General features: G+C 64.8%; 14 protein-coding genes. 5 read left to right on the forward strand and 9 right to left on the reverse strand.

Annotation, left to right across the window (positions count from 1 at the left end; translation table 11 throughout):
* Positions 1-231: 231 nt before the first annotated feature.
* The gene (locus NLM31_RS10385) at positions 232-1,803 is read left to right on the forward strand and encodes a L,D-transpeptidase (RefSeq protein ID WP_254192165.1); all 1,572 of its coding nucleotides are present in this window, start codon (positions 232-234) and stop codon (positions 1,801-1,803) included.
* A 31-nt stretch (positions 1,804-1,834) separates the two neighbouring features.
* Here the strand turns inward: NLM31_RS10385 and NLM31_RS10390 are convergent, their stop codons facing one another.
* From NLM31_RS10390 to NLM31_RS10410, 5 genes are all read right to left on the reverse strand, one after another.
* Positions 1,835-2,647 (reverse strand): class I SAM-dependent methyltransferase, encoded by an 813-nt coding sequence (locus NLM31_RS10390; RefSeq protein WP_254192166.1) that lies wholly within the window; start codon positions 2,645-2,647, stop codon positions 1,835-1,837.
* 89 nt (positions 2,648-2,736) lie between these two features.
* Positions 2,737-3,276, reverse strand: a complete 540-nt coding sequence (locus tag NLM31_RS10395; RefSeq protein WP_254192167.1) for a VOC family protein — start codon at positions 3,274-3,276, stop codon at positions 2,737-2,739.
* A 25-nt stretch (positions 3,277-3,301) separates the two neighbouring features.
* Entirely contained in the window at positions 3,302-4,270 is a 969-nt protein-coding gene (locus NLM31_RS10400; RefSeq protein WP_254192168.1) for a tripartite tricarboxylate transporter substrate binding protein, read from the reverse strand.
* Between the two features lie 12 nt (positions 4,271-4,282).
* Positions 4,283-5,176, reverse strand: a complete 894-nt coding sequence (locus NLM31_RS10405) for an MBL fold metallo-hydrolase (protein ID WP_254192169.1) — start codon at positions 5,174-5,176, stop codon at positions 4,283-4,285.
* Between the two features lie 3 nt (positions 5,177-5,179).
* A complete protein-coding gene (locus tag NLM31_RS10410; RefSeq protein ID WP_254192170.1) occupies positions 5,180-6,385 on the reverse strand; it encodes an ABC transporter substrate-binding protein in 1,206 nt (401 codons plus the stop codon).
* Between the two features lie 167 nt (positions 6,386-6,552).
* On the opposite strand from NLM31_RS10410, the gene NLM31_RS10415 reads away from it, so the two are divergent.
* From NLM31_RS10415 to NLM31_RS10425, 3 genes are read left to right on the forward strand one after another with little or no spacing between them, the layout of a single operon-like run.
* Positions 6,553-7,254, forward strand: a complete 702-nt coding sequence (locus NLM31_RS10415; protein ID WP_254192171.1) for a TetR/AcrR family transcriptional regulator — start codon at positions 6,553-6,555, stop codon at positions 7,252-7,254.
* Positions 7,232-7,783, forward strand: a complete 552-nt coding sequence (locus tag NLM31_RS10420) for a carboxymuconolactone decarboxylase family protein (protein WP_254192172.1) — start codon at positions 7,232-7,234, stop codon at positions 7,781-7,783. Before NLM31_RS10415 ends, NLM31_RS10420 begins: the two co-directional genes overlap by 23 nt.
* Positions 7,784-7,792: 9 nt before the next feature.
* On the forward strand, positions 7,793-8,638 hold the full coding sequence (locus NLM31_RS10425) for an SDR family NAD(P)-dependent oxidoreductase (RefSeq protein ID WP_254192173.1): 846 nt from the start codon (positions 7,793-7,795) through the stop codon (positions 8,636-8,638).
* A 2-nt stretch (positions 8,639-8,640) separates the two neighbouring features.
* On the opposite strand, the gene NLM31_RS10430 is transcribed toward NLM31_RS10425, so the two are convergent.
* From NLM31_RS10430 to NLM31_RS10445, 4 genes are read right to left on the reverse strand one after another with little or no spacing between them, the layout of a single operon-like run.
* Positions 8,641-9,150, reverse strand: a complete 510-nt coding sequence (locus NLM31_RS10430; protein WP_254135289.1) for a DoxX family protein — start codon at positions 9,148-9,150, stop codon at positions 8,641-8,643.
* On the reverse strand, positions 9,150-9,929 hold the full coding sequence (locus tag NLM31_RS10435) for a DNA-binding domain-containing protein (protein WP_254192174.1): 780 nt from the start codon (positions 9,927-9,929) through the stop codon (positions 9,150-9,152). Before NLM31_RS10435 ends, NLM31_RS10430 begins: the two co-directional genes overlap by 1 nt.
* Positions 9,919-10,833 (reverse strand): DUF692 domain-containing protein, encoded by a 915-nt coding sequence (locus NLM31_RS10440; RefSeq protein ID WP_254192175.1) that lies wholly within the window; start codon positions 10,831-10,833, stop codon positions 9,919-9,921. The genes NLM31_RS10435 and NLM31_RS10440 overlap by 11 nt, the downstream gene beginning before the upstream one ends.
* Positions 10,834-10,879: 46 nt before the next feature.
* Positions 10,880-11,185 carry a DUF2282 domain-containing protein gene (locus NLM31_RS10445; RefSeq protein WP_254129077.1) on the reverse strand — a complete coding sequence of 102 codons (306 nt, stop codon included), beginning with the start codon at positions 11,183-11,185 and terminating at the stop codon, positions 10,880-10,882.
* Between the two features lie 312 nt (positions 11,186-11,497).
* Here NLM31_RS10445 and NLM31_RS10450 point away from each other — a divergent pair, with 312 nt between their 5' ends.
* A complete protein-coding gene (locus tag NLM31_RS10450) occupies positions 11,498-13,594 on the forward strand; it encodes an adenylate/guanylate cyclase domain-containing protein (RefSeq protein WP_254192176.1) in 2,097 nt (698 codons plus the stop codon).
* Positions 13,595-13,775 lie beyond the last annotated feature (181 nt).

Raw genomic sequence — 13,775 nt, forward strand, 5'->3', positions numbered from 1 at the left:
GGGGCGCCTCCAAGGGCTGACATTCTGCCGCAGCGCGCCGGCCAGCTCCGGGCCAGCCCCGGCCCCGAACCGCCCTTCCGCCCGCACGGACCGTCGTATATGAGAGTTTCGTCGCCGGAACGGACCGAATATCGCCGGAAACGGAACGGATGGTGGCTGCGATTTCTTAATCCAAAGATCGCAATCTGATCGGTGATCGACGCAAGTGCGGACACGCAACCGGGGAATGGCATGAAAGACCTGATGACGACGGCGCAATCCAGGAGAGCGATGCGGCGTTGGGGGGCTCCCGGAATCGTGATGTTCGCGGCGGCGGTCGCGCTGGCTGCCCCGAGCGAGGCCCTTGCTGCCAAGCAGCCGCGCCAGATCGCCGAGGCGGTGGCGCAGCGCGAGGCCGGCGAGCCGATCATGGCGATCGTGTCGATCAAGAGCCAGCAGGTCACGTTCTACGATGCCGAGGGCTGGATCCTCCGCGCGCCGGTCTCGACCGGCACGACCGGACGCGAGACGCCCGCCGGCGTCTTCGCCGTCGTCGAGAAGGACAAGGACCACCACTCCTCGATGTATGACGATGCCTGGATGCCGAACATGCAGCGCATTACCTGGAACGGCATCGCGCTGCATGGCGGGCCGCTGCCCGGCTATGCCGCCTCGCACGGCTGCGTGCGCATGCCCTTCAACTTCGCCGAGGGCCTGTTCGACAAGACCAATATCGGCATGCGGGTGATCATCTCGCCGATGGATGCAGCTCCGGTCGATTTCTCGCATCCCTCGCTGTTCGTGCCGAGCAAGGAAGCCATTGCGGCGGCGCCCGCGCGTGCCGACAAGCTCTCCGCGCAGGCGGAGGAATCAATCCAGGCCGCCGACGAGGCGAAGAAGGCCGCGACGGCCGCGGCGAAGGATGCGCAATCGCTTCCGGCGTCACTGCGCAAGCTCGAGCAGCAGAAGGCCCGCGCCGATGCCGAGAACGCCTATGCCGACAAGCTCGTCGCGAACGCCAAGACCGATCAGGCCAAGGCAAAGGCCGACGAGCTGAAGCAGAAGGCCGCAGCAAAGGCGACGGATGCCGCAACCCAGCTGGACGCGGCCAAGGCCGCGGCGCAGCCGAAGCGCGATGCGGTTGCCGCGACAAAGGACGCCGCCAAGGCGGCCGCGGCCAAGAAGGCCGAAGCCGTGAAGGCCGCGACCGACGCCAAGCTCGCGATGGAGCCGGTCTCGGTCTACATCAGCCGCTCGACACAGAAGCTCTATGTCCGGCGCAACACCCACAAGCCGGCGCCTGATGGCGGCGGCGAGGTATTCGACACCAGCATCGAGGTTCCCGTCACCATCCGAAATCCCGATCAGCCGCTCGGCACGCACATCTTCACCGCCATGGCGAAGAACGACACCGGCCTGCGCTGGAGCGTCGTCACCATCGACGAAGGCGACAGCGCGAAGGACGCGCTCGACCGCATCACGATCCCGCAGGAGGTGTGGGATCGCATCGGGCCGACCGCATTGCCGCGCTCGTCGATCATCATCTCGGACGAGCCGCTGAGCGCCGAGACCAACTACCGCACCGAGTTCGTCGCGGTGTTGAGCAACCATCCGCAAGGCGGCTTCATCACCCGCAAGCCGACCGCACCGCCGGTGGAAATGGCGAGCGACGATGGCTGGGGCAATGGCGGCGCATTTGGCGGCAATGGCTTCTTCTTCTTCGGGCAGCGCGATCCGAATCCGCAGCCCGTCAATCCGCGCCGCCGCGCCGGCCAGTACCAGTACTATCAACCGGCGCAGCCGATGCAGCGGAGCCTTTGGTAGGCGCGAGGCCGGAGCGTAGCGGCTCCTGCCGCTACGGCCTTGCCGTGATCACCAGAGCCTGAATCTTCGCCTCGACCGGCCCGGATCCATGACGCTTCCGGATCGCCTCGGCAACGGCATCGGTCGCGGCCTCGAGCTTGCTCGCATCCCTGGCCTCGATCTCGCCGCGCAGCGGCGTGCCCTGGCAATACGCGATCGCTACATATTCCGCCGAGGGCGCGCGGCTCATCGCCGTCCGCGTTTCGATCGATATGTCCTTGAAGCCCGCGCGTTCGAGATCGGCCTTGATGACGGCCTTGTCGTGATAGCCGTGCGGCGTCCGCGCCATGAACAGCGGCGGATTGTCGGGAAACATCTTGCCGAGCGTGATCGTCGCGTCGTCGGCGAACACATTGTCCTCGATACGATCCCAGACGCTGAACAAATACGTGCCGTTCGGCTTCAAGACCCGCTTCGTTTCCGCATATCCCTTGCTGCGATCCGGAAAGAACATGGCGCCGAACTGGCAGCAGACGACGTCGAACGCAGCGTCGTCGAAGGGCAGCGTCAGCGCATCGGCCTGACGCCAGGTCATGCGCGGGTCATCGCCCTGACGCTGCTTCGCGACCGCGAGCATGGGCTCGTTGAGGTCGGTCGCGACATAGCGGACGCCGGCGGGCAGCAGCGCCGCCACGGCCCGCGTCACGGCGCCGGTGCCGGCGGCGATCTCGAGCAGGTTCGAGGGCGACAGCGCAGCGACGCGCTTGGCAAGGTCGTCGGCATAGATCGAGAAGATCAGCGGGACCAGATATTCGTCGTAGAGTTTTGGAACCGAGCCGGCGAAAACCTTGTCAGTGCTGGACATGCTTGCCTCGCTGAAGGTTGGCTATCGCGGGCAGGATAGCATGGTTCGACCGCCCGGGAACGCGGGCGAGCCTCCGAGGCGAAGAGGTTCTACGACTTCGCGCCGCCAACCTCGCGGATCGGCCGCGTGCCGTCCCAGGTCATCGCGGCTTGCCGAACCTTCTCAAAGAAAGGCCCCTTCGTGCCGCTGATGTCGGAGATCTCGATGATCGTGCCCGGGTGGGCTTGCGTATCGAAATAGGCGAAGCGTCCTCTGTCGCCGCCGATCTGGCCTTCATGGCCGATCCTGTAGCCAAGCCCCAACGCCTTGTCGTGGAGCGCCTGGTAGTCGTGGCTCCAGTAGGACATGTGCTGCAGGCCTTCATGGCCCGCATCCAGGAACTCCTTGTAGAGTGAGGGCGCATCGTTGCGTTGCTGGATCAGCTCGATCTGGAGATCGCCGGAGTTCGCCAGCGCGATGCTCATCTCGACGGATGAATCCCGGCCACGATGGCGGAACCAGTCGGTCTTGACGCGGTCCATGTAGTACCAGGGACCGACGCCCATCACCTCGATCCAGTGCGTCATCGCGGCCTGGATGTCCCGCACCACATATCCGTTCTGGCGCACTGCGCCGAAGATGCGGCTCATGCCCGCGCTCCCTCAATCACCTTGCTCACTTGACCTCGATGCCCGCGTCCTTGGCAACCTGCTTCCAGGCCGCGATATCGCGCGCATTGATGTCGCGCTGCTCGTCGCCGGGGACGAATTGCGGCGTGATGCCGAGGCCCAGCAGCTTCTCCTTCACCTCGGCATCGCCGAGCGCGTCCTTCAGCGCCGCCGACAGCTTTTGCGTGATCGGCGGCGCGAGGCCCGCCGGCGCATACATCGCCCAGGACAGGCTGCGGTCGAACGGCACGCCCTGTTCTCCGTAGGTCGCAACGTCAGGCAGGCTCGGTGAGCGCTCGCCGCAGGCAGCCAGTGCCTTGATCGAGCCGTCCTTCACCAGCGGCGTCGCGGTCGCCATGTCGAGCGTCGCGAGCGAGATGTGGCCGCCCAGCAGATCGCCGGCGAGCTTGGCGATGCCGTTGAACGGCACGTGCTCAATCTTGATGCCGGTCTGCTGCATCAAAATTTCCGCGCAGAACTGCCCGGTCGAGCCGATGCCCCAGCTTCCGTACTGGATCGGCTCGCCCTTCTTGGCGAGCGCAACCAGCTCCTTGATGTTATTGGCGGCAAAATCCTTGGTCGCCACCAGCATGATCGCGGAGACGCCGATACGGCCGATGGTCGTGAAATCCTTGATCGAATCGTAGGGCAGCTTTGGATAGATCGCGGGCGCCAAAACATGCGTGGTCATGCCGCCGACGGTGATGGTGTAGCCGTCATTGGGCGAGGTCGCGACCATCTGCGTGCCGAGCGTACCGGCCGCACCGGTGTGGTTCTCGATATAGATGCTCTGTCCGAGCGTCTTGCCCATCTTGTCGGCGAGCAGCCGGCCGATCACGTCGCCGCCGCCGCCAGCCGCGTAAGGCAGCAGCATGCGGATCTTGTGCGTCGGATAGGCCGCAGGATCCTCGGCCCGTGTCGGCAGCGTGGCCGACAGCAATGCGAGAAACGAGAGCGTGACGGTGCGCAGCATCATGACGGCATTCCCCTATTCCCAAAAACGAAATCTGTAGGCGTCTCCGTGTCGGGTCACGCGTCCCGCAGTCGGCGACGGAAAATGGCCGGTGAGCAGATAGCTCGGCGTATCCGCGAGCTCTTCCAGCAGCGCCATCCGGGTCGCGACGGCGGCAGCCGGATCGACATCGGCGGCATTCGAGAGCCACGGCGCCGCGCACTGGATCGGATGATGGATCACGTCGCCCGACATGACCGCGTGATCGTGGCCGCCGTTGAGATGGATCTGCATGTTGCCGGCGGTGTGGCCCGGCGCCGGCGCGAAGCGCAAGGCCGCGTCGCGATCGCCGAACAGGTGATGATCGGTCTCGACGAATTCGGCAAGGCCGGCCGCAACCACGGGCAGTACGGAGTCCTCGAACGAGCCGTGGTTCACCGGGCTCTTCGGCCCTGCCTTGTGTGCGGTCTCAAAATGCCGGTACTCCTCGCGCCCCATCAGATAGCGCGCATTGGGGAAGGTCGGCACCCAGCTTCCGTCGATGAGGCGCGTATTCCAGCCGACGTGATCGACATGCAGATGCGTGCACATCACGAAGTCGACCTGTTCGGGCGCAACGCCCAGCGCCTGCAGGTTTTCCAGATACGGCTGGTTGAGATCGTTCCAAACCGGCACGCGCGGCCGCTTCTTGTGATTGCCGCAGCAGGTGTCGACGATCGCGGTCCAGCGCGGCGTGCGGACCAGATAGGAGTGATGGCTGAGGATGAAGCGGCCGGTCTCGGGCTCGATATAGCGATGATCGAGCCAGTCGCGGTTCGCCGCAATCACCTCGTCGGTGACATTGGCGAACAGCCACTTCTTGTCGAAGGCAAGCGAAGGGATCTCGCTGACGAGGTCCACCCGCATGCTGCCGATCGTCACCTGCCGCATGCTTTAGTTCTTCAGGAGGTCGCCGAACGGCACCCAGCGCGTGCCGTCGAAGCGGATGAGCTGGAGGCTCGTCATCGGCGTGTAGTGGTCGGGCGCGTTGTTCACGGCGGTGCCGTTGATCAGCATCGGCAGATGCACGTCCTTCAGGCTTGTCGCCTGCTTCATCACATTGGCGCGGGTGAGGTCGTTGCCGGCGGCCTTCAGCACCGTCACCAGCGTCTGCGCGATGGTGTAGCCATAGACGTTGAGCCAGTCGTTCTTGTTGGCGTCAGGCAGATACTTGTCCATGAAGGCGACCCATTCCTTGTAGCCGGCATCGTCCTTGTTGGCCGGATCGGTCGCGTCCTTCAGATACTGACTGGAGATGACGCCGGTGGAATTGTCCTTGCCGGCCGGCTCCAGCACGCCGCTGATCGAGGCCGAGACGTTGGAGACGATGGTCGTGGGCTTCCAGCCGATCTCGCCGATCTTTCGGATTGCCTGCGCCGCGAATTTCGGCGTGGCCGCGACCAGTACGACGTCAGCGCCGGCAGTCTTCAATTGCAGGATCTGGGTATCGACCGTCGGTGCCGAAGTCTCATAGGCCGCGCGCGCGACGATCGCCTCGCCGCCGCCGAGCCCTTCCTCGAGCGCTTTCAGATAATCCTTGCCGAGATCGTCGTTCTGGTAGAGCACGCCGATCTTCGCATTGGCGTGGCTCGCCTTGATGTATCTGGCGTAGGCGATCGCCTCGTCGCGATAAGTCGGCTGCCAGCCGACGGTCCACGGGAAGTTCTTGGGATCGTCCCACTTCGCCGCGCCCGAGCCGAGGAAAAGCTGCGGCACCTTGCGGTCGTTGAGATATTTGTGCACGGCGCTGTTGGTCGGCGTGCCGACGCCACCGAAGATCAGCAGCACTTCGTCGCTCTCGACCAGCTTCCGCGTCTGCTCCACCGTCTTCGGCGGGCTGTAGGCATCATCGGCAATGATCATCTGGATGCGCCGTCCATTGACGCCGCCATCGTCGTTGACCTTGCGGAAATACGCTTCCGCCGACTTCGCGATTTGCGCGAAGGCGGAGACCGGGCCGCTCAGCGGCGCCGTGGTGCCGATCTTGATCGTCTTGTCGTCGGCGCCGGGATCGTATGTCGCGGTTTGGGCAGAGGCGGTGCTGGCTGCGAGCAGCAGAACGCAAGTCGCGGCAAAGCGAAGGCGGGCAAAGCGCGCCATGAGGTCGTCTCCCCAAATTTGCTCTCCGCTTCTCGAGGGAGCGGAGTTGAAACGCGAGAACAGTGGCCGCGCGAGGCTTGCGGGCCGCGACCGTCGCCGCCAGACTGGCAAAACGAACGATCGTTCGTACGGTTGACTAGCGAACGATCGTTCGTTAGTCAAGCTGCATGGCTCTCACCACCTCCAGCGCGGCGGAAGCGGCTACGCCCACGACCCGCGAGCGCATTCTCACCGAGGCGCTCAACCTGTTCGCGCAGAGCGGCTATGGCGGCGCCTCGATGCGCGAGCTGGCACGCCGCGTCGGCATCCGCGAGAGCAGCCTGTACAATCATTTCGCCGGCAAGGCCGCGATCCTGGAAGCGATCGTCAGTGAGCACGGCCCGGCAAGCTCCGCGAGCCGGCTGGAGGAACCGCGCTACAAGCAGCTCGCGCGCCAGCCCGCCGCGTTCTGCCGGCAGTTCGCACTGGACCTCGTCGAGCAATGGTCCGACCCGCGCGAGCACCAGTTCCAGAAGGTCATCACGGCCGAGCGCAATCGCGTGCCCGGCATCCGCGCCAAGTTCGCCGATCATTTCTATGCGCGCGAGCAGAGCATGATGACGGACTATTTCCGCGGCTTTGCGCTCGCCGGCCTGGTCAAGACGCCGGATCCACGCGAGACCGCCCGGCTGTTCGCCGCCGGCCTCATCTATATCCGCCTCGAACATTACGTGATGGGCGCGGCGCCGTCGCCGCGGCCGAAGGTGATCGAGGCGATCGAGCGCTATCTCGCCTTCTTCCTGTCGCTGATCGCGGCGGATGGCGGGACCGACGACAACAAGAAACGAAGAACCAAGGGAGAAACGCGTGGCAAGGCTGCCCCTGATTGATCCGGACACGACGAGCGGCGACATCCGCGCCTCGTTCGACCGCATGCCGGTCAAGCTCAACATCTTCCGCATGATGGCCCATGCCGAGGCCAACATGATCCCGGCGATGCGGCTCGGCAATTCGATCCTGCACAAGCAGAAGCTCTCGGCGGTCAACCGCGAGCTCTTGATCCTCCAGGCCGCGCAGCTCGAAGGCGGCGCCTATGAATGGCGCCAGCACGTGCCGATCGCGCTCGGGGTCGGCTGCACGCAAGGCCAGGTCGATGCGGTGGAGCGTTGCGACTATGACTCGGCCGCACTGAGCGAAGCCGAGCGCGCACTGCTGAAGTTCGGCCGCGAGGTGGTCGAGAACGTCCGTGTTCCCGAGGCGATCTTCGCTGTCGCGCGAAAACATTTCAGCGACCAGGAAATCGTCGAATCCATCGTCGCGCTTGGCTTTTACATGATGATGGCGCGCGTCACCGAAGCCACCGAAACCGATCTCGATCCCGCGGCCGGCATGAAGGTCTATGACGGCGGCAAGAAGTAGGCGGCTGAGATGGCAGAGACCGATAGCAAGCCGGAGCGTTACGTCCGTCCGCCGAGTGCCGAGTCGTTGGGCGAAGCGCCGGGCAGGGGACGCCTGAAGGGCCGTCGCATCCTGATCGTTGGTGGTGGCCAGCGCGTGTTCGATGCGGCGACAGATCCGATCGGTAACGGCCGCGCCATGAGCATCTTGTGCGCGCGCGAGGGAGCCAAGGTTGCTATCGCCGATCTCAACCACACCTCCGCGCAGCAGACGGTCAAGCACATCACTGATGAAGGCGGCGAGGGCTTTGCCATTGCGGCGGACGTCACGTCAGAGGCGGACGTCCGGCGCATGATCGGGGAAGCGCATCGCGCCATGGGCGGCCTCGACGGCATGGTGCTGAACATCGGCACCTTCGGCAAGACCGGCCTCGACAATGTCAGCCCCGAGGAATGGAACAGGATCTACGACGTCAACGTTCGTGGTCCGATGCTGTGCTGCCGCGCCGCGATGCCGAGCTTCGACGACGGCGGCGCCATCGTCTTCATCTCCTCGATCGCGGCGCTGAAAGCGGGATCGCAGATGGCGGTGTATGACTCGTCGAAAGCCGCGCTCGGCGGCCTGATGCGCAACATCGCCCATCTCGGCGCGCGCCGCGGCATCCGCGCCAACCTCGTTTATCCCGGCCTCGTCGACACCCCCAACGGCCGCGAAGCCGGCGCCGGCCGCCCCAACCGCGGCAAGGGCCACGTTCCCTTCGGCCGGCAAGCGACCGCCTGGGAGATCGCCTACGCGGTGTTGTTCTTCCTGTCGGACGAGAGCGTGTATGTCACCGCGCAAACGCTGGCGGTGGATAGCGGGCTGAGCGGGATGTGAGCCTATCGCTCCGGCGAGAGCGTGCGCCCGATCAGATAGTCCAGCGAGATGCGTCCCGGCCCGTAGGCCATGATGCCGAGCGCCATCGCGGCCCAGGTGATGTGGACCGGCCAGCCGTCAGGCACGGTCAGCTCGACGACCAGGGTCATGAACAGCAGTCCGGCGCCCGCGAACCGCGTACCGAGGCCGAGCACCAGCAGGATCGGAAACATGATTTCTCCGCAGCCGGACAGGAAAGCCATCACCGTCGGCGCGGGAAAGTGATAGGGGCCGCCCGGCAAATGCAGCATGAACTCGTCGCTGAACAGCGTCACCGCGGTGTCGTTGAGCCTGAGGAAGCCGCCCCATTTCAGGATGCCCGAGCGCCAGAACGGCACGGCTAGTGCGAAGCGCAGCACGAGCTGAACCAGCGACGGCGTGGCGATTGTCTGCACGAGCTGATTGGCCTTGTCGACGAGCTGCCCGAGTGACGGCAGGCTGCCGCTCGCGGTCATGCGTTGGTCGGTGATCATCATGCCTCTCCGAGAGCGATTGAGGTGAATGCCCCGGCCGCGATCAGGCCGGCGATGTTGGTGGCAAGGTCGAAGTCCGCGTGCGCATCCAGCGCAACGCCGGCGGCCTCGCCGAGCCGCTGGCCGGATGCCAGGCAAGCGGCAAAGACGGCGCCACCGGGCGGAAGGAGTCGGACCGCGACGTCGAAGTCGGGCCGCGTAATCAGCGCGTCCTCCGGCGTGGACGCATCGATGCGTTGAGTCGATGCGTCGTCGCGGTTGGCGGCGAAGATCGTCACCGCCGAAAATGCCGAGCGCACGATCCGCATCGCATGGTGCGGGACGAAGACGGTCTCAGCCAATCGTTCAGGGGCGATCGCAGCGAGCCGTGCGGACGACAGCGGCGCCGCGTCGCGCGCATGGTAGGCGTCGAGCCAGGCCCGTTCGATGCGCGCGACGTCGGCGAGCCAGGGTATCGTCTGCGCGTATTCGTAGCTGGCGATGAAATCCGGAAAATCCCGCCCATAGTCGAACAGCAATGGTGAGGTCGGCGGGCTGCTGCGAACATGCAAGCGAGCCATGGCGCGGAAGAAATCCGGTCCGGTGATGCGCTGCGTCGCCGGGTAGATCGCGGCGAGCGCCTCGATCAGGCTCACCGTGACGTTGTTGCGGTAGACGGCGAAGCGTTTGTCCGCCGCCTTTCCGTTCGGGCCGGTCACAGTCTTGGGCGCGGCCTGTGTTGGGTCGAGCAGGGCCGGTGCGAAGTCTGCGGCAAAGGATACATGCTGCTCAGGCGGCATGACGGTTCTCCATCAGCGCCGTCTCGGCGCAATGGTCGAGAATGGTCTGCGCGGCGGCAGCCTCCGCTCGCAGCATCGGCCAGTCGGGAATCTTGCTGTCCCATTCGATCAGCGTGGGCACCGGCCCGCGACGTTGGATCACGATCTCGTAGAGCTTCCATACGGCATCGGTGACCGGGCCGTCATGGCTGTCGATCAGCAGCAGATCGCCCTCGTCGTCAGCCTGTTCGGCGTGACCGGCGAGATGGATTTCGCCGACATGCGCGAGCGGAAAGTCTGCAAGGTATTCGAGCGCGGAGAAGCCATGATTGGTCGCCGATACGAATACGTTGTTGACGTCGAGCAGCAGGCCGCAGCCCGTGCGCTCGGCAACGCTACGGATGAAGTTGGTCTCGCTCATCGAAGAGTCTTGGAAGGCGACGTAGGTCGACGGATTTTCAAGCAGCAGCGGACGGCGGATCGCCTCCTGCACCTGATCGATATGGTCGCAGACACAGCGCAGCGTCGCATCCGTGTATGGCAGCGGCAGCAGATCGTTGAAGAAGCTGGTCTCATGCGTCGACCAGGCGAGATGCTCGGACACCAGCGCCGGCTGGTAGCGCGCGACGAGGCCGCGGAAGCGCGCCAGGTGCGCCTTGTCGAGCGGCTGAGGTCCGCCGATCGACATGCACACGCCGTGCAGAGATAACGGATGATCGCGGCGGATCGTCTCCAGCGCGCGATGCGGTGGCCCGCCCGCGCCCATGTAGTTTTCGGCATGGACTTCGAAGAAGTCCCGTTGCGGGCCTGCATCCAGGATCGCAGGGAGATGCTCCGGCTTGAAGCTCGTCCCGGCAACACCGCCGACAGGGGTGGAATAGCGGAGTGGCACCGAAGGTGTGTTGGGCACAATGGCCGCCATCATGGTGTCTCTCCGCTGTTCCCTGTTGTCGTGGTTGCGACGCGACGCGTCAAACCGGCTTGAGCGAGCCCTTCTTGCCGCCCGGCAGGTCGATGCTCGTGCAGGTGCCGCCCTGAACGAATTTCCAGGCGTTGCCCTGGAAATCGGTGGTCGAGGTGCCCTGGCAGGTGGTGCCCGGTCCGGCCGCACAATCGTTCTGGCCCTTCAGCGCGACGCCGAAGCACTTCTCTTTCTTGGCGGCGATGGCTGCATCGGCCTCCGCCTTGGTCAGCGGAGCGGCGGCGGCGAGTGTCGCGAGCGCGGTCGACATCGCGCCGGCGAGAACGATCGAAGTGACGACATGCTTGGCAGACATTGGGTTTCTCCGTTTGAGATGGCATCGCTTGGCAAGCGAAAAGCGCATTGTCTCGTTCGCCTCGTTGACGACCCGCGTTACCGCCGCGCCGCTCACGAGTCCGTGAGACTGTTGAGGTGGGTGCGTACAGACCGTGTGGTCCGGCCGCGATTAACAGGCGAGCCGCCGGTCAAATCCAATGCCTTGACGCTATCGAGACGTTAGCAGGAGGGCATTGGCGGGCACGGGTGGGACTTGCGAGACGTAACGAACGGCCGAAGCCTGCGTACAGCGATGTCAGGAGCGGTATTTGGTCCAGAGGCGGAACCAGCGATGAATGTCGATCCCGGACGGCAGTTTCGCGAGATTGCCAGGCTGGCCGTCAGCATCCGTCTTGCCGTCTCGGCCCTGGTGCTGACCGCGATCCTGCTCACCGCGGCGCTATCGAGCCTGTTGTGGTGGCGCACGGCGGAGGCGACCAGCCGGCAGCTCGCCTCGACCATCAACGAGCAGATCGTGGCAGCGGTCCGCAAGGAGGTCTCCGCCATCGTCGACGAGGCGCGGGCCGCGCACACCGCCATTCGCACCCTGTTCCTCCAGAACGTGCTCGACACCCGTGAGGCCGACAAGCGCGAATTCGTGTTCCTGTCGCAGCTTCAGTCCCAGGCGACGATCTCGTGGGTCGCCTTCGGCTGGCCCGACGGATCGTTCTTCGCCGCGCACAAGCTCGGCGATCGCCGCCTGGAGATGATGGAGATATCGCTGACCGATCACCCGGGTGAGCGTCGCGTCGATGAATACGACGTGGTGCCCGGCGATATCGAATTCGCCAATCGCCGCTTCGAGCCGACCGATTTTCGCGTTGCCGATCAGGCCTGGTTCAAGGCCGGGCTCAGCGCGGATAACCCGCAATGGTTCGAGGTCATGGACCATCCGACCGACCGGCGGCCGTCGATCGCCTTTGCAGGACCGATCGACGTCTATCAGGAGAGGCAAGGCGTTCTTGCCGTCATCATCGAATATACGCGGCTTGCGCGTTTCCTGTCGCAGCTCGAGGTCGGGCGCACGGGAACTGCTTTCATCATCGATGACAGCGGGCAGCTTGTCGCGGCTCCCGACAAGGATGCCGATGAGCTGCACGCTGCGAAGAGTGATACCACGCTGCTGCCGCTCGCGCGGATGGCGTTGGCCAAAGCAGGGGAGGACGGACGCAAGAAAGCCTGGCGAAGCCGGTTGATTTCAGGAGGTGCGGCTTATGAGGTCGCGCTCACGCCGTTGCCGTTTCCCGGCTGGTCGCTCGCAACGGTGATCCCCGAAGCAGAGTTTCTCGGGCCGGTTGAGGCAACGTTGCGGCACCTGATCCTCGGCCTTGGCATTGGCGCCGTGCTTGCCGCACTGGCCTCGGCAATGCTGGCCCGCTCCGTCATCGCCGCGCCGTTGTCGCGCGTCGCCGGCGAGCTTCGCCACGTTGAAGCCTTTGCGTTGGAGCAGGTTCGCCGTCATCCGTCACGGCTCAAGGAGATTGCGAGCCTGTCCGGCGCGATCGCGGAAATGGCGGCGGGCCTGTCCGCATTCCGTAAATTCATTCCGGCCGATCTCGTCCGTTCCTTGCTGCGCCAGGGTGTCGAAGCGCGGCCCGGCGGCAGTATTCAGGAACTCAGCGTGATGTTCATCGACATCGCCGGCTTCACCGGGCTGTCCGAGCGTCTCGGCGATCGTGTCGTGCCGCTGCTGTCGCGTTATCTCGACGTTACGTCGGAGATCATCGTTGCCAATGGAGGAACGATCGACAAATTCATCGGCGATGCCGTGATGGCGTTCTGGGGTGCACCGCAGCCGCAGGCCGATCATGCCGTGCGATGCTGCCGCGCGGCGCTCGCCTGCCGCAGGGCCATCGAGGAATCCGGCCTGGTCGACGATCTCGGTCAGCCGCTTCAGATCCGGATCGGCATCAATTCGGGCCGCATGCTGGTCGGCAATATCGGTTCGGAGCTGCGGCTGAACTACACCGTGATCGGCGATGCGGTGAATGTTGCCAGCCGGCTCGAAGGCGCCAACAAGTCCTATGGGACCCAGATCCTGATCGGCGAGACGACCGACCGTCTGGCGGCTGGCGCCATCGTCACGCGTGAGGTCGACAGCATCGCGGTTTACGGACGGGAGGAAGGGCTCTCCGTCTTTGAACTCATCGGCATCGCGAATGAGGACCAGATCGACCGAGCGACGATCAACTGGATCGCGGACTACGAGCGCGGCCTTGCCAGCTATCGCGCCCGCCGGTTTGCCGCGGCGCTCGTCGATTTCGATTCTGTGGTGAAGCAGCGCGGCTACGATCGTCCGGCCGAGCTGATGCGCGACCGATGCCGACAGCTCGCTGCAAACGCTCCCGATCCGGCATGGCGGCCCGTGGCGGCATTGACCTCGAAGTAGGGCCGGCCCCATACGCAGACACATCTGGCCGGAATTAGCAAGATATTGGCGCGAGATCACAAGAAAGAGCGAGCGCCGCGTCAGTAAAGCGGGAGTTGCCTGAGCCGGATCGGCTCGGGCAGCCAGTCGCCGACTTATGCCTGACCGCTAGGCAAGAGCAAGACGTCTATGATCAATGATG

The sequence above is a fragment of the Bradyrhizobium sp. CCGUVB4N genome, from assembly GCF_024199945.1.
In the GTDB taxonomy this organism is placed as follows: domain Bacteria; phylum Pseudomonadota; class Alphaproteobacteria; order Rhizobiales; family Xanthobacteraceae; genus Bradyrhizobium.

Bases quoted from the DNA above. Each gene is read 5' to 3' on its own strand.
- NLM31_RS10395 (WP_254192167.1), bottom strand. From the start codon at position 3,276: ATGAGCCGCATCTTCGGCGCAGTGCGCCAGAACGGATATGTGGTGCGG.
- NLM31_RS10440 (WP_254192175.1), bottom strand. From the start codon at position 10,833: ATGATGGCGGCCATTGTGCCCAACACACCTTCGGTGCCACTCCGCTAT.
- NLM31_RS10430 (WP_254135289.1), bottom strand. From the start codon at position 9,150: ATGATCACCGACCAACGCATGACCGCGAGCGGCAGCCTGCCGTCACTC.
- NLM31_RS10405 (WP_254192169.1), bottom strand. From the start codon at position 5,176: ATGCGGCAGGTGACGATCGGCAGCATGCGGGTGGACCTCGTCAGCGAG.
- NLM31_RS10445 (WP_254129077.1), bottom strand. From the start codon at position 11,185: ATGTCTGCCAAGCATGTCGTCACTTCGATCGTTCTCGCCGGCGCGATG.
- NLM31_RS10385 (WP_254192165.1), top strand. From the start codon at position 232: ATGAAAGACCTGATGACGACGGCGCAATCCAGGAGAGCGATGCGGCGT.
- NLM31_RS10425 (WP_254192173.1), top strand. From the start codon at position 7,793: ATGGCAGAGACCGATAGCAAGCCGGAGCGTTACGTCCGTCCGCCGAGT.
- NLM31_RS10450 (WP_254192176.1), top strand. From the start codon at position 11,498: ATGAATGTCGATCCCGGACGGCAGTTTCGCGAGATTGCCAGGCTGGCC.
- NLM31_RS10415 (WP_254192171.1), top strand. From the start codon at position 6,553: ATGGCTCTCACCACCTCCAGCGCGGCGGAAGCGGCTACGCCCACGACC.
- NLM31_RS10410 (WP_254192170.1), bottom strand. From the start codon at position 6,385: ATGGCGCGCTTTGCCCGCCTTCGCTTTGCCGCGACTTGCGTTCTGCTG.
- NLM31_RS10390 (WP_254192166.1), bottom strand. From the start codon at position 2,647: ATGTCCAGCACTGACAAGGTTTTCGCCGGCTCGGTTCCAAAACTCTAC.
- NLM31_RS10435 (WP_254192174.1), bottom strand. From the start codon at position 9,929: ATGCCGCCTGAGCAGCATGTATCCTTTGCCGCAGACTTCGCACCGGCC.
- NLM31_RS10400 (WP_254192168.1), bottom strand. From the start codon at position 4,270: ATGATGCTGCGCACCGTCACGCTCTCGTTTCTCGCATTGCTGTCGGCC.